At 58.7% G+C, this 25,274-nt stretch carries 25 protein-coding genes; 4 read left to right on the forward strand and 21 right to left on the reverse strand.

What is annotated here, in order from left to right; translation table 11 throughout:
* Positions 1-7: 7 nt before the first annotated feature.
* The 6 genes from FDP08_RS08690 to FDP08_RS08715 form a co-directional block, all read right to left on the reverse strand.
* Entirely contained in the window at positions 8-877 is an 870-nt protein-coding gene (locus tag FDP08_RS08690; RefSeq protein ID WP_137435574.1) for a carbohydrate ABC transporter permease, read from the reverse strand.
* Positions 870-1,796, reverse strand: coding sequence for a carbohydrate ABC transporter permease (locus tag FDP08_RS08695; RefSeq protein ID WP_137435575.1), 927 nt, complete (start codon positions 1,794-1,796; stop codon positions 870-872). The genes FDP08_RS08690 and FDP08_RS08695 overlap by 8 nt, the downstream gene beginning before the upstream one ends.
* A 54-nt stretch (positions 1,797-1,850) precedes the next feature.
* Positions 1,851-3,110, reverse strand: a complete 1,260-nt coding sequence (locus tag FDP08_RS08700; RefSeq protein WP_206077282.1) for an ABC transporter substrate-binding protein — start codon at positions 3,108-3,110, stop codon at positions 1,851-1,853.
* Between the two features lie 40 nt (positions 3,111-3,150).
* The gene (locus FDP08_RS08705) at positions 3,151-4,593 is read right to left on the reverse strand and encodes a carbohydrate porin (protein ID WP_137435576.1); all 1,443 of its coding nucleotides are present in this window, start codon (positions 4,591-4,593) and stop codon (positions 3,151-3,153) included.
* A gap of 110 nt (positions 4,594-4,703) precedes the next feature.
* Positions 4,704-6,173 carry an ATP-binding protein gene (locus FDP08_RS08710; RefSeq protein WP_137435577.1) on the reverse strand — a complete coding sequence of 490 codons (1,470 nt, stop codon included), beginning with the start codon at positions 6,171-6,173 and terminating at the stop codon, positions 4,704-4,706.
* A complete protein-coding gene (locus FDP08_RS08715) occupies positions 6,160-6,876 on the reverse strand; it encodes a response regulator (protein ID WP_137435578.1) in 717 nt (238 codons plus the stop codon). Before FDP08_RS08715 ends, FDP08_RS08710 begins: the two co-directional genes overlap by 14 nt.
* A gap of 121 nt (positions 6,877-6,997) precedes the next feature.
* Between FDP08_RS08715 and FDP08_RS08720 the strand changes: the two genes are divergently transcribed.
* Positions 6,998-8,245: a substrate-binding periplasmic protein gene (locus tag FDP08_RS08720; protein ID WP_170978995.1), complete on the forward strand. Its 1,248-nt coding sequence runs from the start codon at positions 6,998-7,000 to the stop codon at positions 8,243-8,245.
* Between the two features lie 3 nt (positions 8,246-8,248).
* On the opposite strand, the gene FDP08_RS08725 is transcribed toward FDP08_RS08720, so the two are convergent.
* Positions 8,249-9,937, reverse strand: coding sequence for an HAD family hydrolase (locus FDP08_RS08725; protein WP_137435580.1), 1,689 nt, complete (start codon positions 9,935-9,937; stop codon positions 8,249-8,251).
* A gap of 316 nt (positions 9,938-10,253) precedes the next feature.
* Here FDP08_RS08725 and FDP08_RS08730 point away from each other — a divergent pair, with 316 nt between their 5' ends.
* Both FDP08_RS08730 and FDP08_RS08735 read left to right on the forward strand, forming a co-directional pair.
* Positions 10,254-10,397 (forward strand): DUF2256 domain-containing protein, encoded by a 144-nt coding sequence (locus FDP08_RS08730; protein ID WP_137435581.1) that lies wholly within the window; start codon positions 10,254-10,256, stop codon positions 10,395-10,397.
* The gene (locus FDP08_RS08735; RefSeq protein WP_137435582.1) at positions 10,394-10,813 is read left to right on the forward strand and encodes a deoxyribodipyrimidine photo-lyase; all 420 of its coding nucleotides are present in this window, start codon (positions 10,394-10,396) and stop codon (positions 10,811-10,813) included. The genes FDP08_RS08730 and FDP08_RS08735 overlap by 4 nt, the downstream gene beginning before the upstream one ends.
* Here FDP08_RS08735 and FDP08_RS08740 read toward each other — a convergent pair.
* The 12 genes from FDP08_RS08740 to FDP08_RS08795 form a co-directional block, all read right to left on the reverse strand.
* Positions 10,723-12,216 (reverse strand): complex I subunit 5 family protein, encoded by a 1,494-nt coding sequence (locus FDP08_RS08740; protein WP_137435583.1) that lies wholly within the window; start codon positions 12,214-12,216, stop codon positions 10,723-10,725. The two genes, FDP08_RS08735 and FDP08_RS08740, sit on opposite strands and share 91 nt — an antisense overlap.
* Positions 12,213-13,709 (reverse strand): complex I subunit 5 family protein, encoded by a 1,497-nt coding sequence (locus FDP08_RS08745; RefSeq protein ID WP_137435584.1) that lies wholly within the window; start codon positions 13,707-13,709, stop codon positions 12,213-12,215. The genes FDP08_RS08740 and FDP08_RS08745 overlap by 4 nt, the downstream gene beginning before the upstream one ends.
* Complete coding sequence (locus FDP08_RS08750; protein WP_206077283.1) at positions 13,706-15,175, reverse strand: complex I subunit 5 family protein; 1,470 nt, start codon at positions 15,173-15,175, stop codon at positions 13,706-13,708. The genes FDP08_RS08745 and FDP08_RS08750 overlap by 4 nt, the downstream gene beginning before the upstream one ends.
* Complete coding sequence (locus FDP08_RS08755) at positions 15,172-15,492, reverse strand: NADH-quinone oxidoreductase subunit K (RefSeq protein ID WP_137435585.1); 321 nt, start codon at positions 15,490-15,492, stop codon at positions 15,172-15,174. The genes FDP08_RS08750 and FDP08_RS08755 overlap by 4 nt, the downstream gene beginning before the upstream one ends.
* On the reverse strand, positions 15,489-16,190 hold the full coding sequence (locus FDP08_RS08760; RefSeq protein WP_137435586.1) for an MnhB domain-containing protein: 702 nt from the start codon (positions 16,188-16,190) through the stop codon (positions 15,489-15,491). The genes FDP08_RS08755 and FDP08_RS08760 overlap by 4 nt, the downstream gene beginning before the upstream one ends.
* Positions 16,187-16,462 (reverse strand): Na(+)/H(+) antiporter subunit B, encoded by a 276-nt coding sequence (locus FDP08_RS08765; protein ID WP_170978996.1) that lies wholly within the window; start codon positions 16,460-16,462, stop codon positions 16,187-16,189. The genes FDP08_RS08760 and FDP08_RS08765 overlap by 4 nt, the downstream gene beginning before the upstream one ends.
* On the reverse strand, positions 16,455-16,775 hold the full coding sequence (locus tag FDP08_RS08770; protein ID WP_137435587.1) for a cation:proton antiporter: 321 nt from the start codon (positions 16,773-16,775) through the stop codon (positions 16,455-16,457). Before FDP08_RS08770 ends, FDP08_RS08765 begins: the two co-directional genes overlap by 8 nt.
* On the reverse strand, positions 16,768-17,073 hold the full coding sequence (locus FDP08_RS08775; protein WP_137435588.1) for an MrpF/PhaF family protein: 306 nt from the start codon (positions 17,071-17,073) through the stop codon (positions 16,768-16,770). The genes FDP08_RS08770 and FDP08_RS08775 overlap by 8 nt, the downstream gene beginning before the upstream one ends.
* Positions 17,070-17,570 carry a Na+/H+ antiporter subunit E gene (locus tag FDP08_RS08780; protein WP_137435589.1) on the reverse strand — a complete coding sequence of 167 codons (501 nt, stop codon included), beginning with the start codon at positions 17,568-17,570 and terminating at the stop codon, positions 17,070-17,072. The genes FDP08_RS08775 and FDP08_RS08780 overlap by 4 nt, the downstream gene beginning before the upstream one ends.
* An 84-nt stretch (positions 17,571-17,654) precedes the next feature.
* Positions 17,655-18,515, reverse strand: a complete 861-nt coding sequence (locus FDP08_RS08785) for a YihY/virulence factor BrkB family protein (protein WP_137435590.1) — start codon at positions 18,513-18,515, stop codon at positions 17,655-17,657.
* 28 nt (positions 18,516-18,543) lie between these two features.
* A complete protein-coding gene (locus tag FDP08_RS08790) occupies positions 18,544-20,661 on the reverse strand; it encodes a 3-hydroxyacyl-CoA dehydrogenase NAD-binding domain-containing protein (protein ID WP_137435591.1) in 2,118 nt (705 codons plus the stop codon).
* Positions 20,662-20,724: 63 nt separating this feature from the next.
* Complete coding sequence (locus tag FDP08_RS08795) at positions 20,725-22,065, reverse strand: acetyl-CoA C-acetyltransferase (RefSeq protein ID WP_137435592.1); 1,341 nt, start codon at positions 22,063-22,065, stop codon at positions 20,725-20,727.
* A gap of 167 nt (positions 22,066-22,232) precedes the next feature.
* Between FDP08_RS08795 and thpD the strand changes: the two genes are divergently transcribed.
* Positions 22,233-23,138 (forward strand): ectoine hydroxylase, encoded by a 906-nt coding sequence (thpD, locus tag FDP08_RS08800; RefSeq protein WP_137435593.1) that lies wholly within the window; start codon positions 22,233-22,235, stop codon positions 23,136-23,138.
* A gap of 73 nt (positions 23,139-23,211) precedes the next feature.
* On the opposite strand, the gene FDP08_RS08805 is transcribed toward thpD, so the two are convergent.
* Positions 23,212-23,679 (reverse strand): universal stress protein, encoded by a 468-nt coding sequence (locus FDP08_RS08805; protein WP_137435594.1) that lies wholly within the window; start codon positions 23,677-23,679, stop codon positions 23,212-23,214.
* Positions 23,651-25,270: a BCCT family transporter gene (locus tag FDP08_RS08810; RefSeq protein WP_137435595.1), complete on the reverse strand. Its 1,620-nt coding sequence runs from the start codon at positions 25,268-25,270 to the stop codon at positions 23,651-23,653. The genes FDP08_RS08805 and FDP08_RS08810 overlap by 29 nt, the downstream gene beginning before the upstream one ends.
* Between the last annotated feature and the right edge of the window lie 4 nt (positions 25,271-25,274).

A 25,274-nucleotide genomic window follows, 5' to 3' on the forward strand; every position in this document is an offset into this window, starting at 1 on the left:
TGTTGTTCTACCCTTTAACCGAGCCGGCCGTCAGGCCGCGTATGAAGTACTTGCCTGCCACGATGTACACCACCAGTGTTGGCAGCGCGGCGATCATGGCGGCGGCCATATCCACGTTGTATTCCTTCACCCCGGTACTGGTGTTCACCAGATTGTTCAGGGCCACCGTTATGGGCTGGCTGTCGCCACTGGCGAAGACCACCCCGAACAGGAAGTCGTTCCAGATCTGGGTGAACTGCCAGATCAGCGACACCATGAAAATCGGCGTGGACAGGGGCAGCAGGATGCGGAAGAAGATGGTGAAGAAACCGGCCCCGTCCAGCCGCGCGGCCTTGATCAGGGCATCGGGAATGGCCACGTAGTAGTTACGGAAAAACAGTGTGGTAAATGCCACTCCGTAGATCACGTGGACCAGCACCAGCCCGGTTGTCGTGTTCGCCAGCCCAAGTTTGCCGAGGGTGGCCGCCATGGGCAGCAGCACCACCTGGAACGGCACAAAGCAGCCAAACAGCAGCATGCCGAACATCAGGTCAGAGCCCTTGAACTTCCACTTGGACAGCACGTAACCGTTAAAGGCACCCAGCAGTGTGGAAATCAGCACCGCAGGCACGGTCATCTTGAACGAATTCCAGAAGTAGCCTTTGACCCCGTCGCATTGCACACCGGTACAGGCCTCGGACCAGGCCTTGGTCCAGCCCATAACGGTCCAGTCGGTGGGCAGTGCCAGCAGGTTGCCGGTACGGATATCCATAGGCGTCTTGAAGCTGGTAATCAGCATGATGATCAGCGGAATCAGGTACACCAGACACGCCAGCAGCAGCACTCCGTATATGGCAATACGACTGGGACGAAAGCCGGTACGAACCACATCAGTCATGGCGCTTCTCCCTCAGTTCGGAATACAGGTACGGCACCAGCAGCGCAAGAATGGCACCCAACATCAGCATGGCGCTGGCAGAGCCCAGGCCCATCTGGCCGCGGGTAAAGGTGTGGGCGTACATGAACACTGCAGGCAGGTCGGTGGAATAGCCCGGCCCACCAGAAGTCATGGCCATCACCAGGTCAAAACTCTTGATGGCGATGTGGGCCAGCACCATCACGGAGCTGAAAAACACCGGCCGCAGGGAGGGCAGGATGATCTTCCAGTAGATCACCGGCAGGCTGGCGCCATCCACTCTTGCAGCGCGAATAATGGATGGATCAACGCCCCGCAGGCCGGCCAGAAACAAAGCCATGACAAAGCCCGAAGCCTGCCATACGGCGGCCATCACGATGGTGTAGATCGCAAAATCGGAATTTACCAGCCAGTCAAAACTGAACGAGGTCCAGCCCCAGTCGTGCATCAGCTTTTCCAGCCCCAGGCTCGGATTCAGAATCCATCGCCAGACCGTACCCGTTACAATCATGGACAGCGCCATGGGGTAGAGATAGATCGTCCGGATGGCGCCTTCCTGACGGATGCGCTGGTCAAGGAAAATAGCCAGTACGACACCGATCAACAGACAAATGCCGATGAAAAGCCCGCCGAAAATCGCGAGATTCCAGGATGCGACCAGCCAGCGCTCGCTCTCCATCAGCTTGGCGTACTGATCAAGGCCGACGAAACCATAACTGGGCAGAAAGCTGGAATTGGTAAACGACAACACGCCGGTCCATAGCATGTAGCCATAGATACCAATACCAACCAGTATGAAGGTTGGCGCCACCACCAGCTTGGGCAGCCAGCGCTGCAGGCCATCCATCAGGCCAGACGATGCCCTGGCCACCCCGGCAGGGCGACGTTGAGTGTGTTCCATGAGGAATCCCCTGAAATAACCCGAAGGCCGCCCACCGGGCGGCCTGGTGCGGCATTACATGGCGGACTGGATGGCGGCTGCCAACTGGTCCGTGGTTTTTGCCGGGTCCGGGTTGTTGGAGTTGACGAAGTTGGTGACCACGTCGAAGATCTGGCCCTGGATGTAGCTTGTGGTCGCCAGGCCATGGGAGAAGCTCGGTACCAGGCCACCGTCGTCGGCACTGGACTTGAACGTCTCCATTGACGCCTGGGCACAGGTGTCAAACGCGCCCATATCCATATCGGTACGAACCGGTATGGAACCCTTGTTCTGGTTGAACAGGGTCTGGAATTCAGGTTCCAGGATGGTACGGGCCAGATCCTTCTGAGCTTTGATGTCCTCTTCTTCTGACAGCCTGAACATGGCGAAGGAATCGACGTTAAAGGTGAACTGGCCTTCTGTGCCCGGTGCCGGCGCGCACAGGTAGTCTTCACCTGGCGTCAGTTCCGCTGCAGTGAACTCACCCTTGGCCCAGTCGCCCATGATCTGCATGGCCGCCTCACCGCGAATCACCATGCCAGTGGCCGTGTTCCAGTCCCGGCCGGCGGCATCGTCATCCACGTAACTCATCACCCTGGCGAACTGGGAGAACACCTCTTCCATCTTTTCGCTGTTGATCACATCCATGTCGTGGTCCACGAACGCCTTGCGGTAATCGTCAGGCCCCAGTTCCGCCAGTGCCACCGCATCAAACACGGTCGCGTCCTGCCAAGGCTGGCCACCGTGCGCCAGGGGAATGTAGCCCTCGGCTTTGAGCTTGTCCGCCACTTCGAAGAACTCATCCAGTGTGGTGGGAACTTCAACGCCGACATCTTCCATGACCTTCGGGTTCACCCACAGCCAGTTCACCCGGTGAACGTTCACAGGCACGGCAACGTACTTGCCTTCATACTTCATGACATCGGAAATCATTGGCGGAATAAGCTGATCCCAGTTTTCAGATTCGGCCACACTGTCCAGACTCGTCAGAAAACCGAGTTCCGCCCATTCCCGGATATCGAGGCCCTTGATCTGGGCCGCCGCAGGTGGATTACCGGATACGGCGCGGGTTTTCAGCACGGTCATAGCCGCTTCACCACCGCCGCCGGCGACCGCAAAGTCCTTCCAGGTGTGCCCCTGTTCTTCCATCATTTCCTTAAGTGCAGCGGCTGCCCGTGCTTCCCCGCCGGCTGTCCACCAGTGCAGCACTTCCACTTCACCGGCGTGAACGGCCGCTGTTGGCATCAGGGCGGCAGACACCGCCAGGGCTGTCAGATTTCGCTTGAACGTATTCATATAGACTCCTTGTTTTTGTAGTGGAGACGCTTGTGCGTTATCAGAACCATACTTCCATCTGGGTACCAAAGGTCCACTGGCTGCCACCAAAGTCTTCCTGGCCCAGGGCGTCGCCGCCGTCATAGCGGTTAAGCTCATCATCCCAGGTGGAGTAGCTGGCGAAGACACGGATCTCCGGGCGATTCCAGAAGCCGCCGACCTGTGGCTTGAAGGTTGGTGCAATGGTGAAACGGGCGTAGTCGCCGTCGACGTCACCGCGCCCCTCGTAGCCCTGCGTCTGCAGATCCATGATCTGCCAGGAGGCCTCGTACTGCATTTCGAAGTTGGCGCCCAGTTCGTTAGCCAGGCGGGTGTTGAAGGTTAGCCACTGGTACTCATCCCCTTCCACATAACGGTCCTCGCTGGTTTCCGCCATGATGGCCGGGGCAATACGCCAGCTATCGCTCAGCCGGGTGGTACCGTAGGCAGCTATTCGGGTACTGACGGCCTCTTCGTGCAGGTTGCCGTCGGCGCCAAGGTTCTTGACCTCCGCACCCAGGCCCTGGCCGTGTAACAGCGCCACCTTGAAGCTGCCGTCGGACAGTCCGAAGAAACTGTCGCCGTGGTAGGCCAGCATGGTTTGTACACCGGAATCGGCCGCTTCCATAACGCCGCCGACAACACGCTCATCGTTATCCGCAGCGGACATGCCGTTGATCAGCCACTGAACATTGCCGAAGTAGTTGTTGGCAGTGAGAATCAGGTTGTCGGTATCCGAGGTGCCGTCCGTGGAGTCAGGGTCGGACGGAAAGTCCAGAAAGCTGCGACCGTAGAGTGAAAAGTTGGACTTCACCGACTCGCTGAACGTTACATCATAGAGACCGGCACCGGTGCCCCCCAGAAAGACGATATCGCTGTCGAGCCAGTGGATGTCAAAATCAAGGTCCCGGTCAAAGCGCTTACCAGCCCAGATGGACGCGTCTTCAAAAATACCGGTAAAACCGGCCAGGTTGCTGAATTCCACGTAGGCCTGGCGCACGTTCAGGGCGCCATCACCGGCGGTCCAGTCGTTCGAGGAAGTGGAAGAATCAGCAATCATCAGGCGGTAATGGGACCTGGTGCCATTCTCCGCCACGTTCTTGTAGTTGAGGATGGCTTCCAGGTAAGTGTCCGGCTCGTTACCCAACCGGCCAACAGCCCCGCCAACCGAGCCGGCCGGTGTCAGATAGGGGCCGCCTGGCGCGCTCTTGCCATCACTGTTGAGAAGCAGCCCCGAGCGGGCGTAGGTGTTGAATGAGAAGCCCTGGTCGCCCCGGGCATGGGGCTCGACCTCTGCCAGCTGCTGCTCCAGGGCCGACAGGCGCTCTTCCACGCTCTCCTGATCCTGGGCCTGCACCTGGCTGGCACACAGCCCCAATGACGCCACGCTCACAGCAATCGCCAGTCGGCGACCGTTGATGATGCCACTATTCCGGATAGTACGATTCGATTTACAGGTATTCATCATGACTCCTTGTTTTTGTTGTATTGGCAACATCAGAGTCTATGGCAATACCCGAAAGGGGAACGTATCAAACTGAAAGACCGATGTAACATGGTTGTTACATTGAAATCTCAGTGTCGTGGAAGCGTGAGAATCACGTCCAGGCCACCGCCCGACCAATTGGCAATTTCAAGGTCGCCACCATGGCTCTGGGCAATGTTTCGGGCAATCCCGAGCCCCAGGCCATGGCCCTTCCGGTGTTCCTGACCCAGCCGATAATAGGGCTCGAAAATCCGATCCAGCTCTGCCTCGGGAATACCCGGCCCATGATCGCGAACATGAATAACCAGCTGTTTGGGAGAGTCTTCCACGCAGATGGTTGCCGACTCCCCGTACTTGACCGCATTATCCATCAGATTGCCCAGGCAGCGCTTCAGCGCCAGGGGCTTGCCGCGATACGGGGCACAGGTTCCCTCCACGACAATGCGAGGGCTGTCGCCGGTGTAGGCTTCCGCCATTCGACGCAACATGCCGTCAATATCAACGAGTTCGACATTCTCATGAATGTCCGTGTCCTTCATGCTCTGGAGGGCACCTTTTACCAGCAACTCCAGCTCCTGAAGATCGCTTTCTAGCCGTTCGCGAATGGTGTCATCCTCAATCAGATCGGCACGGAGGCGCAGCCTCGTGATCGGGGTTTTAAGGTCGTGGGAAATTGCCCGGAACAGCTGGTCACGGTCGCTGATGTAGCTCTGCAGACGCCGGTGCATGGTGTTGAAACCCCGGGTAACGGCGACAATTTCAGCACTGCCCTGTTCCCGCAATGGCGGCTGACATTCATCCAGTGGCAGGTCGCGCGCGGCCCTGGCCAGTTTATGCAACGGCCGGGTCTGGCGACGAACCAGCCATGCCAGCACCGGGAAGAGCACGCCGATCATCACCAGGATAAACACGATCTGCTGGCCGGGGATGCTTTCGTCATCCAGTGACACATAGGGCGCCGGTAACAATGAAGCCAGATACAGCCACTCCCCCGTGGCCACTTCCACCTGGGTGACCAGCACGGGGGGTTTGATGGGCTCGAGGGTCAGTGCGTGATGAGCCCAGGACTTGGGCAATGCATCCAGTGGCAACTGGGTATTGAGGATTCGCAGGTCATCAGGGTGAACAAACTCAACGTACAGGTTGGTGGATTTCCCCAGCCTGCTCCTGAGCACCGCCTCGACTTCCTCTGTGACCAGCCGCTTGCGTTCACTGTCTGGCAGTGCACGCATATTGATGCGCTTGTCATTCAGGGAGACGAAGAATCGGGACCCACCCATATCCCTCAGCTGGTCCAGCACAATATGGCGGTATTGCAGCGGCAGAGATTTGAAGAACTGAGTGGTTGCCGCCGCTGAAGAGGCAAGATTGCGGGTGGTATTGACCAGCCCCTCCACCTGCTGGGCACGGAAGGTGCCCACCCAGATCACACTTGAAACCACCTGGGCAACACCCATTGCCAGCAGTGTCAGCAGCAGGATGCGACCAAGGAGCGACGACGGCACCAGGCGCCACACCTTGCGACCGGTGTCGACTGCCCCGGTATCATTCCGCGGCATGAGTCACCGTTGCCGCCAGCAGGTACCCTGCCCCGCGCACCGTCTTGATCAGCCTGGGGTTACGCCCCTGATCCCCAAGGCGCTGGCGCAGGCGGCTGACCGCAACATCCACAACACGGTCAAGCGGCATGGATTCCCGGCCTCGGGTAACACCCGAGATGGTGTCACGGTCCAGCACTTCATTGGGGTGAGCGAGAAAAAGCTGCAACAGGGCAAAGTCGGCACCCGAAATCGGGCTGGCTTTTCCCTGGTCGGAGATGAGCTCGTGGGCCAGCGTGTCCAGGCGCCAACGATCAAAGCAAACAAACCTGGGGTTGTCTGCCCGGGTGAAGCTTGAGCGCCGCAACAACGCCTTGACCCTGGCCTGCAGTTCACGGGCACTGAACGGTTTGGCCAGATAATCGTCGGCACCGATTTCCAGACCCACCACCCGGTCCGTTTCATCGGAGCTCGCCGTCAGCATGATAATGGGCACCTGGGAATGCTCGCGAATTTCCCGGCAAAGCGTAAAGCCATCGTCGCCGGGCATCATGATGTCGAGCACGATCAGGTCCACTTTTGCCTGGGTGAGTTGTTGGCGCATGGCATCACCCTCGGCGGCTGTCGTCACGTCGTAACCAACGCGGGACAGGTGTTCCTGCAATAGCTCACGTATCGCCAGGTCGTCGTCCACAACAAGAATCGATGCTTTTACATCAGACATTTAAAAACCTTTATTGTTGTTCGCACCTGCAAGCATATGTCTAAAAGTTGTGAGGCAAAAGCCCCGAGTGAGTGCTAGGCTGAGCTCAATATTGTTAACAAAAATGGATGAAAGGTTCACCATGGATCTACGGCCTGTGGTACTGGGTGTCATCGGCACAGTTGCCCTGTCTGTCGCTCACGCCCGGCCCCCTGTACTCAACGTCTATACATTTGCATCATCGCCTTACCAGATTCCGGCACTGGCAGGCCCTGGCAACGCAAAGGTGGTGGGCGAGACGGTAGATACAGTCACCTGTGCAGCGAGCCAGGCCGGTTGGTCGACCCGCATTCGGATCACGCCGCAAAATCGGGCCGTACACTCGTTGCGACGAAACCTGATCGATGGCTACTTTGCCATAGATCCCTCCACAGAACTTGATACCACCGCGAAAAGAACCAATCCGGTCACGCTTGAGAAATGGTATTTTTTCACCACTGAGCCGGTTGTGGTGCCAGAATCTGCCCGTATCGGGGTAGTCGACGGCAGTAATGAGAAAGACTGGCTTGAAGACAACGGCTTTGACGTTTTCATGAGCGTTTCCATGCCGAGCCAGTTGGTCGCCCTGCTGAAACGCGGCCGAATCGACGCCGCCCTGATGGACAGGCGGGCCATGATTGAGCTGCAAGCTCCAGACAGATCAGGCGCTGGCGAACTGAATGCCTACTTTCTCCGTTACGCACCCTTGTATATGTATCTCAGTGAAAACTTCACCGCCAACAATCCTGATTTCCTGCCCACTTTCAATAAGTTCCTGCCCGCCTGCATGGAAGGCCAGATTACACTCTCTGCCGATGAAGAAGCACGCATCAAGCACCTTGCAGAGCAACTATTCAGCGAAATTGACAGCATGCTCAACCTGCAACAGGCCATTGACGCCGGGCCCCGAATGGAAAACCTGACCGATGTGCTGACCTTCGACACCATGTGGCAAGCACTCGCCCCCGGGCAAGCCTCCGAACTTGCCAAAGCGATACTTGAGCTGCCCGGATCACGAGCTCTTTTTGCCTGGAAGCTGACTCATAGCGACATGGTCACAGAGGCTCTGCTGACCAACGACCTGGGCACACTGGTCGCCATGAGCGCGCTTAGTTCTGATTACTGGCAGGGCGACGAACCCAAGTTCACCCGGGTCATTGAAAATATCAAGGCAGGCTCAACCGGTCTGGACGCCATGGCCATATCGGACATCCGGTACGACGCCTCCACCTCCCGTTTTCAGGTAACGGTCAGCGCGCCTGTGGGGCCGGTTTCAGAGGGTATGCCCAAGGGTATGCTCGCGCTGGGGCTGGATATTGAAAGGGCACTCGGGAACCGTGATATGGACTGACCCTCATGGGGGCCCGATCTCACAGGCCAGAACCAGCGCCCAGAACTCTGAAAAGTCGTTAACCACCACATCCGGTTTATCCGGGTGTTTGTGGGTGCCCGGAAAAATCCGGTTCAACCAGGGCAGATCCCATTGCGCGCCGTTAAAGAACACTGCGGTCATGCCGGCACGCTTGGCAGCAATCACATCGGTAGTGCTGTCGCCGACGTACCACACGCTCGGGTCCGGCGGGTAGTCCAGCTTTTGCACCGCGAGATAGAGCTGGTCCGGGTGAGGCTTTCGCAATGGCGTGTCGTCGCCGCACACATCCACATCGAACAGGTGTGTCCAGCCGGTATCGTCCACCGCAGCCAGTTCGTGTTCGAAAAACTCCCGGTCGCGATTGGTGATCACTCCCACCTGAATGCCAATACGCCGCAACCCCTCAAGCACGGCCCGCACTTTGGGCTCAAAGGCTTTCACCGTACCGTAGTGTTCCCGGTAATGACGGTTGAACACCTTATGGGCAATCTGTTTCGCGTCCTGGTCTTCACCGAACAGCACTTCAAAAATATCCGTCCGTGAGATCTTGCGGTCCGCCCGCACCTTGGGGTGCAGTTTCGCAAACTCTCGAACATAGGCCACCAGGCGGGCATCCTCGGGAGTTTTACTGTCTTCCGGTGCCAGCATCCGGTCTGTCAGCCCCAGTTCCTCAAATTCGGGAAACATGTCATCCACCGCGTGGTACATGGCGTCCAGGGTATCCACCAGAGTCGCATGCCAGTCAAACAACACCACCGATGGCCGAATCAGACTGACAACCGCAGGATGCCAGTCCGGCTCAATACGAGGCTGGGGAGGTTCCGGGCGCGGGTAAGGTCTTGGGCGAACTTCGGCAGGGGGTGCCCTAAAAGCATTCGGCTCCTGGCGTTCAAGCAGTGCCAGCAGGTTGATCAGATCCTCAAAGCTGTCGAGAATCGCCGAAGGCGCATCCCGGTGACTGAACCAACTGTCAATCCGCCCGGACTCCCAGCAGGCGCCGTTATAGAAAACTCCCGAAACTCCCGCCCGGTTGGCGGTGAGCATGTCCACATAACTGTCGCCCACATACCAGGCCCGCTGGTCCACCGGCAGACCCAGCTTCTCCAGGGCGCGGGTGATGACTTCGGGATCGGGTTTGTACTCGGTCACGTCATCGGCGCAGACCGTGACATCAAAAAGGTTCTGCCAGCGCCCTTCGTCGACCATTTTCAGCTCTTTATCCAGAAACTCCCGGTTGCGGTTAGTCGACACCGCGAGCCGGAGTCCCATCTCTTTCAGAGCCGTAAGGTATTCGTAAGCGCCCTGCTGGAACGGCTTTACCTTTCCGAAATATTTTCGGTAGCAGTGATTGTAGGCCTCGTGGGCTATCAACCTGGCCTCTTTGTCGTCACCAAAGATGGCATTGAAAATATCGGTACGGGATACCCGCCGCTCCGCCAGAATCCGCGGATGCAAGCGACGGAATATCCGGATGTAACGCACCAGGCGAGCGTCATCGGCGGTGCGGCATTTGTCTTCAGGTAACAACCTGTCCACCAGGCCCAGATCCTCCAGCTGCGGAAGCATCTCTTCCATGGCACTGAACATGGCGTCGTGGGTATCCACCAACGTGCCGTGCCAGTCGAACATCAGCACTGATGGTGCAGGCAATCCATCGCTGAATCTCGTCACAGTTAATATCCCCGCAGTTTCTTGGTGGTCTCAACATGGATCACCAATGAGGAACCACAACGAAAGGCAGCATTACCGGTGCCGGGCAAGACAACCAGGCCCGGCAGCAAGACAAGCCACAACAATCTGATCGATAACAGCAGGCGCATGACGTTTCTCCCGGTTGTGCACTACTGATTTCCCCCATACTAGAACGAAAAAATCCGATAGGCACCGGTAAATCGTAAAGATCACGTAAACGCCAGCGCTCAGGTCCGCCGACAGAGTTTCAGCGTACTTATTGCCCGACATGTCCTGCCAGTTATGGGTTTTTACCATGCACAATAAACCAGACCTTCCCGAAAAAAACTGCCCCGTCTGTGAGCGCCCCTTCTCCTGGCGCAAGAAGTGGGCCCGGGACTGGGACAACGTTCGCTACTGCAGTGAGCGCTGCCGTCGCAGCCGGAGGCAGGCACCATGACAACGGTGGTCTGGTTCAAGCGCGATCTCCGGACACGGGATCATGAGCCACTGGCGGCAGCGGCACGGCTCGGTGAACCGGTGATTCCTCTTTACATCGTCGAGGACGATTACTGGCAACTTCCCGATACCAGCGAGCGCCAGTGGGCTTTTATACAGGAGTCCCTCGCAGACCTCGCCCGGCAGTTGATCAAGTCCGGAAACCGACTCGTTATCAGAAAAGGCAAAGTCACCGACGCGCTCCGGCAACTGAAAGCCAGCCACAATATCCGAAGACTGTTCTGCCACCAGGAAACCGGGGTGCCAGAACTACCTCCAGTGACCAGTTATCGCTGTTTGACCAGCCAGCTTGCCAGCACCGTCAACAGGGCCAGACCAGAGGCAATCAGCATCGGCCATAACAGGGCCCATAGCTGATACGGCGCTGGCAACCAGACCGGTGACTCGACCAGGCCGCCGACGTCCCAGGGCATCCACCAGAAGGCAACGAGACTCACGCCAATCGCTGTCAGCCATCCGGCCACCAGCATTGGCGGGTTGTCGCCAATCTCGAGTTTACCTGCCAGTATCCACAAATATCTTAAAACCAGTAACAGCGTAGCTACCACCCCGGCCGCCATCAGCGGAGACAGGTAACTTGCCAGAGCAAGCTCCAGCCGGTTTTCCAACAGACCTTCTTTCATGGCCAGTTTCGCAAGCGCGCCGCTGGTGAACGGCAGCCCGGCCAGGGACAGACCGGGCAATGCAATCAATATCCAGGCACCCGCACGGGGAATCGCGCCTGCCGGCAGCGACATCCCTGCAGACAGGAACAGGCTACCCTTGGCCAGACCATGATGAAGGGCGTACAAGGCAATCACGGGAAATAGCACCGGTGCCCGCCCGGAGTCAGCCAACGCGACGCCCACCATCAGCACCATCAGCCCCATCTGGCTGATACTGGAATAGGCCAGTACCGCCTTGGGCCGCTGTTGGCAGACGCCCACCACTGCGGCACCGATTGCCCCCACTGCCCCCGCTACTATCATCAGAGCGCCCCACCCTGGCAAGGCAGCTTCACCAAATGGCAGTGTAACCAGCCACCCAAGCAACCCGGCCTTGATCATGGCTCCGCTAAGCACCGCGCTGGCAGGTGTTGGAGCCACAGGATGGGCCAATGGCAGCCAGAAATGCAGCAGAGGCAAACCGGCTTTAACCCCGAAACCCGCTATCAACAGCGCCATGATCAGATCCCTGCGGGGCGAAGCGGCGATGCCTTCTGGCAGATCCGCAAGCATCTGGCTGCCGGCGGCAGCAGATGCCAGCAGCAACCCCATCAGAATGGCCATTTCCCCCAGCACCGCCATCACCAGGTAGACGCGCCCGGCGCGAATGGCCTCGTTTGTTCCCTCATGCACCACCAGGCCATAGCCGGCAAAGGTCATTAACGCGAAGAAGCTGTAGAAGCTGCCAATATCCACGGCCACCGTCAGGCCCAGATTACCCGCCAGGGTCAGCCCCCAGAACACACAGAATCGCCTCAGATGGTGGGACGTCAGGTAGCCCACTGCATAGATACCCGCGACCAGCCATAGAACCGCGGTCAGCAACAGGAACAGCCTGCGCAGCTCATCCATTGCCCACAGTCCGCCGTTGAGCAACCATGGCATTTCCAGTTGCCAGCCAGGCTCACTGCCAAGTGCCAACAACAGTGCCGGCAGTGGCAGCACGGGCAAGACGTACCGCATCGCCCGCACCCATCCCGCATGCAGAGCCATCGCCGGATACAGCAACGGCAAACATACCGCGACAAGCACCAGAACCGACCCAGGAAGCATCATGGTGCGTACTCCCGCAGCATAATCAGTTCAGCCCAGGACAGCGGGCTGAAAGGCAGCGATGCCAGCACACCCACCATTACGGTCATTGCGGCTGTCAGTAGCGGCGGCCAGTACAACCAGGCGCTGGTTTCCAGGCGTCCCCAATGTCGTTCGTGGGGCCAGGTGACTCCTGCCTCACGGAACCACAACCGGTACAGAACAGGCAGGAAGTAAGCGGCATTGAGCAGGCTACTGAATACCAGCACCACAACCACCCAGTCCATATTCACCGCCAGCGACCCGCTGCCCATGGTCCATTTGGTAATAAAGCCGGCCAATGGTGGCGCGCCGATCATGCCAAAGGCACCGATAGTAAAGGCCACCGAAGTGCCGGGCATCCGCCGCCCGGCACCGTCCATTTCATCGATGCGATGAATGCCCAGTGTTTCGGCGTAGTTGCCGGCACAGAAAAACAGCGTGATTTTCATGATGCCCTGATGCAGCAGATGAACCAGGCCGCCGACAGCAGCAACCGGCCCGAAAATCGAGACCCCAAGAATGATGTAGGACACCTGGCTCACGGTAGAAAATGCCAGGCGCCGTTTCAGATCAACCTGCCTCAGCGCCCGGACTGACGCATAAAGGATGGTGAATGCCGCCAGCCAGGACAGAGGTTCCAGTAGGCCCAACGCGGACGACGCCTCAACGCCATAGATGTCGTAAACCACCCGCACAATACCAAAAGCACCGGCCTTGACCACCGCCACGGCGTGCAGAAGCGCACTGACCGGGGCCGGCGCCACCATCGCCTGGGGCAGCCAGCCATGGAGGGGGAAAATCGCCGCTTTTACCCCCAGCCCGGCTACAAGCAACATGAAAATCAGGATCAGGGAACGGTGAATGTCAGGATCGGCATCGATGAAATGGCCACCTTCACGGAACGGCAGATCACCGGCAACGCCATGGAGCCAGGCAATCGCCAGCAGCAACACTGCGCCCCCGGTGAGCGTGTAGATCAGATAGGTCCGCCCCGCTTTCAGCGCCGTTTCGGTGCCCCGGTGCACCACCAGCGGATAGGTGGACAGCGTCAGCATTTCGTAGAACAGGAAGAAGGTGAACAGGTTGCCTGCCAGGGCAATGCCCATGGTGCTGGCTACGCACAGACTGAAAAAACCAAAAAACCGGCTGCGGTTGGGTGAATCTTCAAGATAGCCGACGGCGTAGATGGTGGTCAGCAACCATAGCACCGCCGATAGCCCTGCAAACATCATCGAGAAGGCATCAGCTTTCAGTACGAAAGTCACACCTGGCACCATGGTGAAGCTCACCCCATAGTCAACTCCAAGGAAAACACCCCGGACCATCACAACCACCAGCCCGAGTTTCAGCAGAGCGGCCACCAGGTTCACCGCTGTCCGCAAACGGTACCCTTTTTCAGGTAAGGCAAAGATTACCAGCGAAGCAATCAGCGAGGTCATCAGGGCGAACACCGGTATCCAGGCGTTCAACGTCATGGCGAGCCCTCCTCTTCGAACGGTAACGCCATCACTGACAGCACCTCCGCCGACACCAGCCCGAGCCCGAGAGAAAGCAACGCCAGGATCATCGGGATTATCTCCAGGCTCCTGTGTGGGTGGTAGAACTGGTTCGTCTCCGGGCTTTCCAGAAAAGAAGCGCGGCAAATCCGGAACACATAGACCGCAGAAAGCAGACCGCCGACCAGTAACACCAGCACCCACCACCACTGGCCACTGCCAAGGCTGGCCTGTAATAGCAACCATTTGGCTGCAAATCCGCCGCTCGGTGGCAGGCTCATCAAGGACACCCCGGCCAGAGCAAAGGAGAACAGGGAAAACGGCAGGAAGCGGCTCACACCAGTCAGGGCATCCACGCGTCTACTGCCCGTGGAAAGGACCAGGTTGCCGGCAGCCAGGAACATCGCGGCCTTGGCCAGGGCATGGCTGATGACCTGCAGAGTGATGCCTTGCTGGGCCTGCAGCGATACCGATTCAGACACCGAATAGGTCAGCGGGAACAAGAGAAACAGGTAACCGATCTGGGCCACGGAGGAATAGGCCACCACCTGCTTCAGTTCCATCTGCCGACATGCTAGCCAGCTGCCCCACACAACGGCCGCGCTACCCAGCAGACCGACCAGCTGTGCCGCTGCCAGATTACCGAGCGGCTCGCCAAGTTCCAGCCACAATCTGGCCGCGATGTAAAAGGAGGCCTTCACCACCAGCGCAGACAGCAACGCACTGACCGGAGATTTGGCAATGCCATGAGCCGGGGGCAGCCAGCGGTGCAGAGGGAACAGAGCCGTTTTCAGAGCGAGGCCGGCGACCATCAGCGCAAGCGCCAGACTGGAACCTGCCGGCACAGGATGTTCCTCCAGCCAGAACACAATGCCCGCAATGGACAAAGTGCCGAACTGCCCGTAGATCAATGCGACGCCAAGCAGATAGGCCAGCGATCCCAGCAATGCCGCCAACAAATATCTGAGTGACGCCCGCAACGCCCCGGCTTTGCCACCCAGGGCTACCAGGCCAACGGCCGAGAGACTGATCAGCTCCAGCCCGACATAGAGGTTGAACAGATCGCCGCCCAGCCAGACCGCGTTCAGCCCGGACCAGAGAAACCAGAACAGGGGCCAGAAATACCGGTGCCAGGGCTTGTCCGGATCGATATAGACTCCGGCATGAAAACCGCAGGCACTGGCCACCACAGCGGTCAGCAACACGAAAGTGACTGCGAGCCCGTCAACACGAAGCTCGATGCCCAGCGGCGCCTGCCAGCCACCCAGGGCGTAATAGAATCCACCGTCCCGGGAGACCACCAGCCAAAGGCCCAGCGACACCAGTACCTGGACCAGAATACCGCCCCAGGTAACCAGCCTCCCCCGGGTAAAGTCCGTCAGCAGCGTCAGCACCGCCCAGGCCAGCGGAGTGAACAGCAAACCGGCCATCAGCCACAATGTCATTCCGCACCGCCCTCCCGGGAGGCAGGGTCACCCTCAAGGCTCGTCATGCCGGAAAGATGGTAATAACGCCGTATCAACACGACCGCCAGTGCAGTGGCGGCGATGGCTACCACAATGCCAGTCAGCACCAGGGCCTGGGGCACCGGATCCGGCCCGCCCTGGTGCTGGGGCAGGCCCACCATCACCAGAAACACACCGGATCCCATGATATTGAAAGCCAGTAGCTTGCGAAGCAGGTGCGACAACCACAACAGGCCGAACAGGCCGATGCCGCACAGCATGGCTCCCGCCAGCGCATACAACAGCGGCGCCGTCATGATGACGAACCCTCCTCGGGGTCCTCAGCGTCATTGACTGGAGCGGACACAAACAACGCCAGCAGCACCATGGCAATGGACAGGGTCAGAACCGATTCGATAACCACAATCAGGATTTTCGTCATGCCCGGCGGATAGGCCAGGAAGGCATCACCTCCGATGGCACTTGCCACCGCCACCAGCAGAAACACCGTAAAGCCCAGCGCAAGGCCTATTCGTAACAGCAGCCCGGGGCGGAGAAACTCCATGGGAACGCCACCCAGGCGCATCAGTACACCCGTGGCAGCCAGCACAGCGCCGGCCTGAAATGCGCCGCCGGGCCGGTCAGAGCCGGCCCACAGCAGGTAGCCCGCCAGCACCAGCATCAACGGCACGAACCAGCGCTGCAGGGCATAAAGCAGTGAGTCCGAGGTGCGCACCTCCGGGTCCTCAAGCGATGCGGTTTTCGCCATGGATATACCGGCGATGCCGGCAATAACCAGAACACCGATCTCAAGCAGGGTATCGTAACTGCGGAAATTCAGTAGCACTGCGGTGACCGGATGCTCCACTCCGCTGCGCTCCAGGTTTTCAGACAACAGTTGCGGCAGATTCACCGGGGTGGAGTTGCCAGCGATCGTCCAGATGCTGGCTCCCAGAAGACCTGTGAATGCAAGGCATGCCACAGCAACAGCAAGGGCCCGAACCGTGCGAATCATCGGCTGCCGCCTTCTTGCTTCTGCACTCGGGGCCGCTTGCTGGCAAGGTGGCTGACAGCATCCAGCAGGAGCACACCGGTAAGCCCGGCGCCAATAGCCGCTTCCGCCAGGGCAATATCGGGTGCCTGCAAACGGACCCACGCCACCGCCATCAGCACGCCGAAAGCGATGAAAACCACCACTGCCCGAAACAGGTTCCTGGACCAGAGGGCCGCCACGGCGGTCACCACCAGCGCCAGTACCAGCAACCCATCCAGTAACCACTCAATCATTACGGCTGTCCTTCTCGATACCGGCTTTCTCTCCAGACCTGACGGCCCGGGCAACCAGGTGCGCCGAGGTGGCACTGGCTGCCAGTGCCACAATCCAGATCAACACCACCTTGAACCCTGCTGCCGTCGATGGCGCCAGGGGCAACAGCGCCAGGGCAATAAACCCGAGCCCCAGGTTGTCAACCTTGGTGAGGGCATGGATTCGGCACAGGGTATCCGAAAAACGAAACAGCCCGAGGGTGCCAACGCCAAAGAACAGGCATCCTGCCACCATGAGCAAAACCTGGGTCGCCAGAATGACCGATTCAATCATGGGCGCTCTCTTTACGGCCTGGCGGAGTTTCCTCTGTGGCCTTGTCGATCCCTACAACCCGGGTGACAAAGGCGACAACCGCAAGCACCGACAACAACGCCAGAATGAGGGCCACATCCCTCAGCGACGCCATGGCCTGGGCTTCTGCCAAAACTAGCAACAGGGCCACGCCCGTGGTTCCAAACAGCTGGGAGGCCAGCATGCGGTCGGCGGGGTGCGGCCCGCGCCAGATACGCACAAGCGCCACAAGCAGATTCCCCAGCAGGAATACCGCAACGATATTCAGCATCAGGGTCATGAAGCGCCCTCCTCAGCCTTCGCTTCTTTCAAACCGAAGACGCCTGCAACCTTACGCTCAGTGGAGCGAACGTCTTCGTCAATGGGGAGGTCCAGGTCGAGGCAGTGAAGTTCCAGTCCTGCACCCCGTAACCGCACACTGAGAGTGCCGGGCATCAGTGACAGGGTGTTCGCCAACAGCCAGCGGGGGCCACCTGCGGGCAGACTGGTCCTGACCGTGAGGTAGCCAGGATTGACCGGTAGCGATGGAGAAAGCAGGCGACGCGCAACATCCGCGCCCGCCACCACTGACCGGAAGATGAAGAAACCGGCAAATGCCAGAGCCCCGACGGGGTGAAGCGTGTGGCGGGAGGGTGGGTAGAGCCTGCAGGAGAGTATGCTCACCAGCACAACGATGGCTGCGCCGGGACCCAGGCCCGACGAGTCCCCTTCGGTCATCACCCACCACACAAGGTAGAAGGTTCCTGCACGCAGGCAAAAGGCTCGGAAAAAGTGCATAAACCACTCCCTGTTCGGTCTGCAGCAAGACTAGCACAGCCCCCTGAATCAGGCCCTCAACCTGGCGATAACCCGTGCCCCTGCCTACTCAAAGTCCAGGCTGATATACCATGGCAAACCAGCCCGCTCACTGAGCTCCAGCTCTGCAATTACCTGGGCTCCCAGCAACAGGATGATGGATCCCACCTCGAGGCTGATCAGCAGGACAATAATGGTTGCCAATGACCCGTACACCACGTTGACGAACGAGATATTAAGAAAGTAATACATCATGACCAGCCGTGTCGCCTCCCACAGGATGGCAGCCACAAGCCCTCCGATCACTGCCCTGCGTGGCGATATACGGACAATGGGCAGGACCTTGTAGATGGCACTGAACATGAGAAAGACACTGACAAAGCTGAGCAGGTAAAGGAGAAGGCCCGGCTCCTCGTAGAGCGTGTTGACGAAGGCAAACACCAGAGTCAGTGTAAACAGACCAGCGCCCAACACCAGCATGAACGCAAAGGGAAGCACGGCGGAAAGCCAGAAGCTGCGCCGGGGGTTTTCCGGGCGGTGGAAGATAATGCCAATCGAGTCTTCCAGCATCCGGAAAGCAAATGAACTGAAGAAAAGCAGGACCGGAATACCCGCAATTCCGATAATGTCCCGCGAATCCATGAAAGCACGCACCGCCTCCAGCCACACGTCCGCGTGGGCGGGCGCAAAGTGCTGCGCCTGGATCGCCATGACTTCCAGCAGTTGCTCCTGTTCCACCACGCGGGTCAGCAGAACCCCCAGCAAGGCCAGCAGGGGCACCGCTGACAGAAGCACGTTGTAGCCCACGCCTCCTGCCAGCAGAACTCCCCGGTTGCGCAAAAAATTACGCAACACCCTGCGTGAGAACAGCCAGAGCCGCTGCATGAATACAGCCGGAGAACTGTCACTCTCCGTGTTGTCAGTCATGGGCCCCACCCTGGTATGAATTTGCACATTACCCGGGTGACCCCTTATCCAACCAACCTGCATCCGGTTTGAACCGGTCCCCATGACTATTTGCCAGGGATTCCAGTGATTCCCGGATATCGTCAAAGCCACGGTTATGGGCGTAGTTCATGGGGCCGCCACGGAAGGGGGCGAAGCCGGTACCGAAGATCATTGCGCCATCTGCCAGGGCCTCATCCTCGATCACGCCCTCGCGCAGGCAGGCCATGCAGGCATTCAGCATGGGTAACAGCAACCGGTCAAGGGTGCCGTCCGGAGCTGCATCGGTATTGCCCTGCTTGTCGGCTTTGCCTTTTTTCCACTGGTACAGGCCTTCTCCCGATTTCTTGCCCAGCTTGCCGTCCTCAACCTTCTGCCTGAGCCAGTCCGGTGCCGGCGGCATATCGGTATCCAGCCGCTCACGCAGCATGTCAGCCACACTCAGGCAAATATCCAGGCCTACCTGGTCGGCCAGCTCTATCGGCCCCATGGGCATACCGAACTCTTCCGCCACCCGGTCGATGCTCTCGGCGGGAACGCCTTCATCCAGCATGACCATGGCTTCCACCAGGTAAGGCGTCAGCGCCCGGTTTACCAGGAAGCCAGGCGCGGTTTCAACCGGGGCCGGCAACCGGTCAATCTGACCAACAAAGGCCAGGGCCCGATCCAGCACTTTCTTATCAGCCTGGTCGTGGTTGACCACTTCAACCAATGGCATCAGGGCAACCGGATTAAAGAAGTGCAGACCAACCAGGCGTTTCGGGTCCTTGAGTTTCTCACCCAGCGTTTCCAGAGGAATACTGGAGGTATTGGTGGCCAGAATGGCGCCCTGCTTCAGCCTGGGCTCCACGTCTTCGTAGACCTTCTGTTTGATATCCGCCTTCTCGGGCACAGCCTCAATCACCAGATCCGCATATTCAACACCACGGTTGGCAAAATCCGGCGTGAGGCGGTCGAGGATATCCCGGCGCTGGGATTCCGAACGGTGCTTCGTTTCACACAGCTCAGACAGCTTTCCCACCGCGGCTGCCAACTTCTCCGGCTCCATATCAAAGAGGGTGACACTCAACCCCTGAAAGGCACACCAACCCGCAATGTCAGCCCCCATCGCACCGGCACCGACCACGTGCACATGCTTGACGGGTTCGGCCCCGGTCCGGGTCAGGCCTTTCATCTTTTCGCGCAGGAAAAACACCTTGACCAGGTTGCGTGAGGTGTCAGTCATCATCAGTCTGGCAAACGAGGCGATTTCCTCCTTGCGCATGGATGGGCCGGAATCCCCACCGAACTGTTCCCATAACTCAATCAGTGCTTCGGGGGCAGGATAATGCTGAGGAGGCGCCTTTTTGGCCGCTTGTGAGCGCATCTGGCGGGTTTGCAGTTGCCTCGCCGGCTTGGTGGAGAGCACCTTGCCACGCATGCCACTGCTGCTCTGTTCAATCTCGCCGGCAATCGCCGCCTCGACTGCTGCCCCAACGTGACGCTCCTCCACTATCTGATCAACGAGCCCCAACTTCTTTGCCTTGAAATCCGGGGCCGTCTTGCCAGTCAGCATCATGGTCATGGCCTCAATGGGGTCCACCAGCTGGGTGAAGCGGGCGGTCCCGCCCAGGCCAGGATGCAGCCCCAGTTGCACTTCAGGGAAGCCCAGCTTGGCGCCCGGAATGGCAAACCGGTAATCACACGCCAGGGCCAGTTCCAGGCCGCCACCCAGGCAAGAGCCATGGATAACCGCAATGGTGGGAAATGACAGCGCCTCAAGCCGGTCAACCACCTCATGGGCTTCGGTAAGCTTGTCCACTACCTCCGCCTCCGACTCGAGTTTGGAAAATTCGGAGATATCCGCCCCGAGACAAAAGCCTGTGGGCTTGGTAGAGCGTAACACCAAACCCTTTGGCGGCTTGCTCTCAAGCTCCTCCACAATCCTGCCGAGTTCTTCAAGAACCCCCGCAGAGAGTACGTTGGCTGCGGCGTCCTTTTTGTCAAAAATCAGCCAGGCGACGTCTTTATCATCCCGAGCAAGGTGCCAGTGCTGCCACTTGCCCGCCTGTGTTCCAGTATCAGCGTTCTCAAACGGTCCCCGGGCCATCTCACGGGCACTCAGGGCTTTCAGAATATGACCTGTCATTGTTGCCTCCTGAATCTTGTGGCTAATGCAAAGATGCTGTGTCGGGCGTTGCCATGGCCGGCATTAAACGGCCTCAATCAGCATGGCTCCGGACTGACCACCACCAATACATTCGGTGGCAATGCCCCGCTTGAGGCCCTTGCGGTGCAAGGCGTTCATCAGGTGCAGGACAATACGGTTACCGCTGGTGCCAACCGGGTGGCCCATGGCTACAGCACCGCCATCGATATTCAGGCGCTCGGGATCCAGTTTGCCCATGGGCTTGTCCAGCCCCAGGGCTACCTTGCAGAACTCCGGGTCATCCCAGGCTCTGGTGCAGGCCAGCACCTGGGCTGCAAACGCTTCGTTGATTTCCCACAGGTCAATGTCGTTAAGGCCGGCGTTGTGTCGTTTCAGCAGGGCGGTGGAACTGAGCACCGGGCCAAGGCCCATGATCTTGGGGTCGAGGGCAGCCCATTCGCTGTCGACCAGAACCGCCCTGGGCTTGAGCCCATATTTTTTCACCGCCTCCTCGGATGCCAATATCATCCAGGAGGCTCCGTCAGTGACCTGGGAACTGTTCCCGGGCGTCACCTGTCCGAACGGCGGCTCGAAGGCCGCCTTGAGCTTGGCAAGGGCTTCGGCGGATGTGTCGGCGCGCACGCCATCATCCTGCCGGAACAATTCTCCTTCCGGCGATACGGCTGGCACAACCTCATCATCCAGCCAGCCTTCCTCCTGCGCCCGGGCAAGGCGCTGGTGGCTTGATACGGCATACTCATCCGCTTCCTGCCGGGTAATATTGAACTGCTGAGCCAAAACCTCTGCTGTCTGGCCCATACTCAAACCGACAATGGGGTCGGTGAGCCCCTTGGCCAGGCTGATTTCCGGTTTGAAGTCCTTCGGGCTGAACTGGCCAATCTGGCGGGCATATTCCTGGGGAGACGAGGCCGCATTCAGCCCCGCCAGCCATTCCACGGCCTCTGTCTGCAGAACCATGGGGGCATGGCTGAGAGCATCGGTGCCGCCCGCCAGAATCAGATCGCTGTCGCCATCACGAATGTATTTGTAGGCGGTATCAATGGACTGCATGCCGGAACCGCAATTGATCTGCACCGTAAACGCGGGCATGGCTTCCCCCATGCCCAGGCGCAGGGCAGCAATCCTTGCCGGGTTCATTTCTGATGGCACCACGTTGACACAGCCAAGAATGACCTGGTCATAGGCGTCCGCCGGTATTGGCTGTCGCAATAATAGAGGGCGCCCACACTGAACGGCGAGATCAACTGGCGAGAACGGACCGGGACGCCCCTTGGCCTTGAGGAACGGGGTGCGTGCACCATCGACAAGATAAACCCGGCGCGATGAGGATTGCCCTGGCGGGGTTGAATTTCCGGTTGCAGTTTTCGAGGTGCTTCGTGTCATCGGGATCCCTCCGTAAGCTGATTAAATAGTTCGGTAAGCCCAGTGCTTTACTATGACCGTGGACTCATTCTGCAGTGTTTCAAGGGTGGCCCTCGCCAGGTTCCACAGTTGAAAACCACCATTTCAACCATAACTCTAGTACTTGTTACCTGATAAGGAGGACATTTATGTCACGTTCACAGGACCTTTTTCCGACTCGCCTTGAGCGAAAGCTGGGCATGTTCGAAAGACTGGACCCGGTGGTACATACGCCAGAAGAAAGGCTCTCCGACGGCCCGTTATCCAGGGAGCAGGTGCGCGAATTCGATGAGAACGGATTTCTGTTCTTTGATTCCTTCTTTTCCAAGGACGAGATGGACGCCTTCATCAAAGAACTGAAGGATTATGAGGAAGATGAGGACCTCAAGCTGTCCGAAGGGACCATTCTTGAACCGGGTAAGGAAGAGATTCGCTCCATCTTTGGTATTCATGAGATATCGGAGCGCTTCGACCGGCTGACCCGTGACCCGCATCTGCTGGACATCGTTCACCAGCTGCTGGACAGCGAGGTTTACATCCATCAGTCACGGATCAATTACAAGCCCGGCTTCAAGGGCAAGGGATTCAACTGGCACTCGGACTTTGAAACCTGGCACAGCGAGGACGGCATGCCACGGATGCGCTGCCTGAGCTGCTCCATTGTGATGACCGACAACAACGAGTTCAACGGCCCGCTGATGCTGATTCCGGGTTCCCAGAAGTACTTCATTCCCTGTGTTGGCCGCACGCCGGAGGACAACTACAAGGAATCGCTCAAATCCCAGAGCCTGGGTGTTCCTGATGCCGCGAGCCTGACCAGGCTGATGGACGAGAACTCAATTGAGGCGCCCAAAGGGCCCCCGGGTTCGCTGATCATATTCGAGTGCAACACCCTGCATGGCTCCAACGTGAATATGTCGTGCTGGCCACGAAGCAATCTGTTCTTCGTCTACAACAGCGTTCACAACACGCTGGAAGAGCCGTATTGCGGCAACAAGCCGCGGCCCGAGTTCCTGGCCAATCGGAAAAACCAGGAACCCTTAAAGCCAGTATGACGAGCGCAGGAGGCAAAGCAAGTCACGCAGAACTCTGGTCAGAATAATGCTCTGACCAGAGCCTATTGGGCGATCAGTCAATCGCTTGCTTTTCCCCCGCCTCGGGCCCGGACTTTTCCAGAGACGGCAGCACGAGTACCGGACACGGGGCATTCACCGAAACATACTCCACAGTCGCCCGGCGCATCGGCCAGTGTCCGCTGCTGCCACGGGATACCAGCATCAACAGATCTGCACAGAGCTGGCCCGCCAGGCCCACCAGTTTTTGGCCAGCGTTACCTGCCACCACGTGCAGGCTTGCGCTGCGGTTCAGGGGCAGATATTTTCGCACAAGAAGGTCCAGCACCTCCCGGACCTCGGCCTCTTTCTTTTCCGGCGCCTCTTCCGTCACATGCGGGAAAAAACCGCCACCGCCCGGGCTGTAGACACTGGCAAGGTGAAGCTCACCGTCCTCGTCCAAAAGATCCATAGCAGCCGCAAGCGCACGTTTGCCCTCACCGTCGTCGTCCGGATCAATGGCGATTAACAGTTTCCGATACATATTCGTGCTCCTGTTTCGTTTCGGAAGTGGCCACTACTTCCGGGAAAGCCCGTCCCTGGACCAGTTCATTGATACTGTATCCCCGGTAATCTGCCCGCAGTGCCCGGAACAGAGCCACCGCCATGAAAATCAGTAAAATACAGAAGGGCAGGCCCAGGGAGGTGATCACGTTCTGCAGGGCATCGAGCCCACCTGCCAACAGCAGAGTGGCGGCGATGACACCCTGGGCTGCCGCCCAGAAGATCCGCTGGCGCACCAGAGACGGCTGATCGTCCCGCCGTGTCAGCATATCGATAACCAGGGAGGCGGAGTCGGATGACGTGGTAAAGAAAATCACAATGATGACGACACTCAGGGCCGATGCCGCTTCCGCAAGCGGAAAGGCTTCCAGGAAAGCAAAAATGGCCACTGAGGGGTCCTGCTGCACCTGTTCGGACAGCGCGATCTGCCCGTTCATTTCCACCTGAATGGCGGATAACCCGAAGATCCCGAACCACACCAGCGTGAAGGCTGTGGGAGCAAACAGAACACCGGCAACGAACTCACGGATGGTCCTCCCCCGCGAAATCCGGGCAATGAAAATCCCGACATAGGGTGCCCAGGAGATGGTCCAGGCCCAGTAGAACAGGGTCCATTGCCGCTGCCAGTCCGTTTCCTTGAAGGTCTCGGTCCAGAAGGCCAACCAGGGCAAGGCATCAAAATAATCACCCACGCTCTGGACCATTCCCTCGGCAATAAACACGGTCGGCCCGACGGCGAGCACGAATACGAGCAGAACAATGGCCAGCACAATGTTGAGCTGCGACAACCGGCGCACTCCCTTATCCAGGCCGAGAGCCACCGAGGTAGCGGCGATACTGGAAATGGTCGCAATCAGAATGACCTGGACCAGGCCAGTAGATGGCACATCAAAAAGATAGTTGAGACCACTGTTCAGTTGCAGCGTCCCCAGCCCCAGCGACGTTGCCACGCCAAACAGGGTACCGAGTACGGCAATCACATCCACCGCCCAACCCCAGGGCCCGAAGGCCCGCTCGCCGAGAATCGGATAGAACAGGCTGCTGATGCGCATGGGCAGGTTGTGCCGGTAGGCAAAGTAGCCGATCGCCAGTCCCGGCATGGCAAAGATGGTCCAGGTATGCAGGCCGAAGTGATAGAGCGCTACGGTCATGGCATCACTGGCAGCCCTTTCCGAACCCGGCTGCACACCCTCAAAGGGCGGATTGGCGAAATGGGAGACAGGCTCTGCTACGCCCCAGAACATAAGTATGGTGCCGATGCCGGCGGCAAAGAGCATCGTGAACCAGGTCAGGTTGGAATAGTCGGGGCGGCTATCGTCGGCTCCCAGGCGGATATTGCCGTAGCGGCTCACAGCCAGTCCAAGCAGGAACACCAGTAACGAAGTAACGGCGAGGATATAGAACCAGCCCAGATTACGGGCCACCCAGCCAGTAAGTAGCCCGAAACTGTCGGCTACGAGCTGATCAAACGGGACCGCCAGGGCGACAAACAAAGTAGCCACCCCAGCAGAGGTGAAAAACACCCCAGGTATAGTCTGGAGCCCAAGCCGGCGCTGCAGCCGTTCCAGCACATCA

It is taken from the genome of Marinobacter panjinensis (assembly GCF_005298175.1).
Lineage (GTDB): Bacteria > Pseudomonadota > Gammaproteobacteria > Pseudomonadales > Oleiphilaceae > Marinobacter > Marinobacter panjinensis.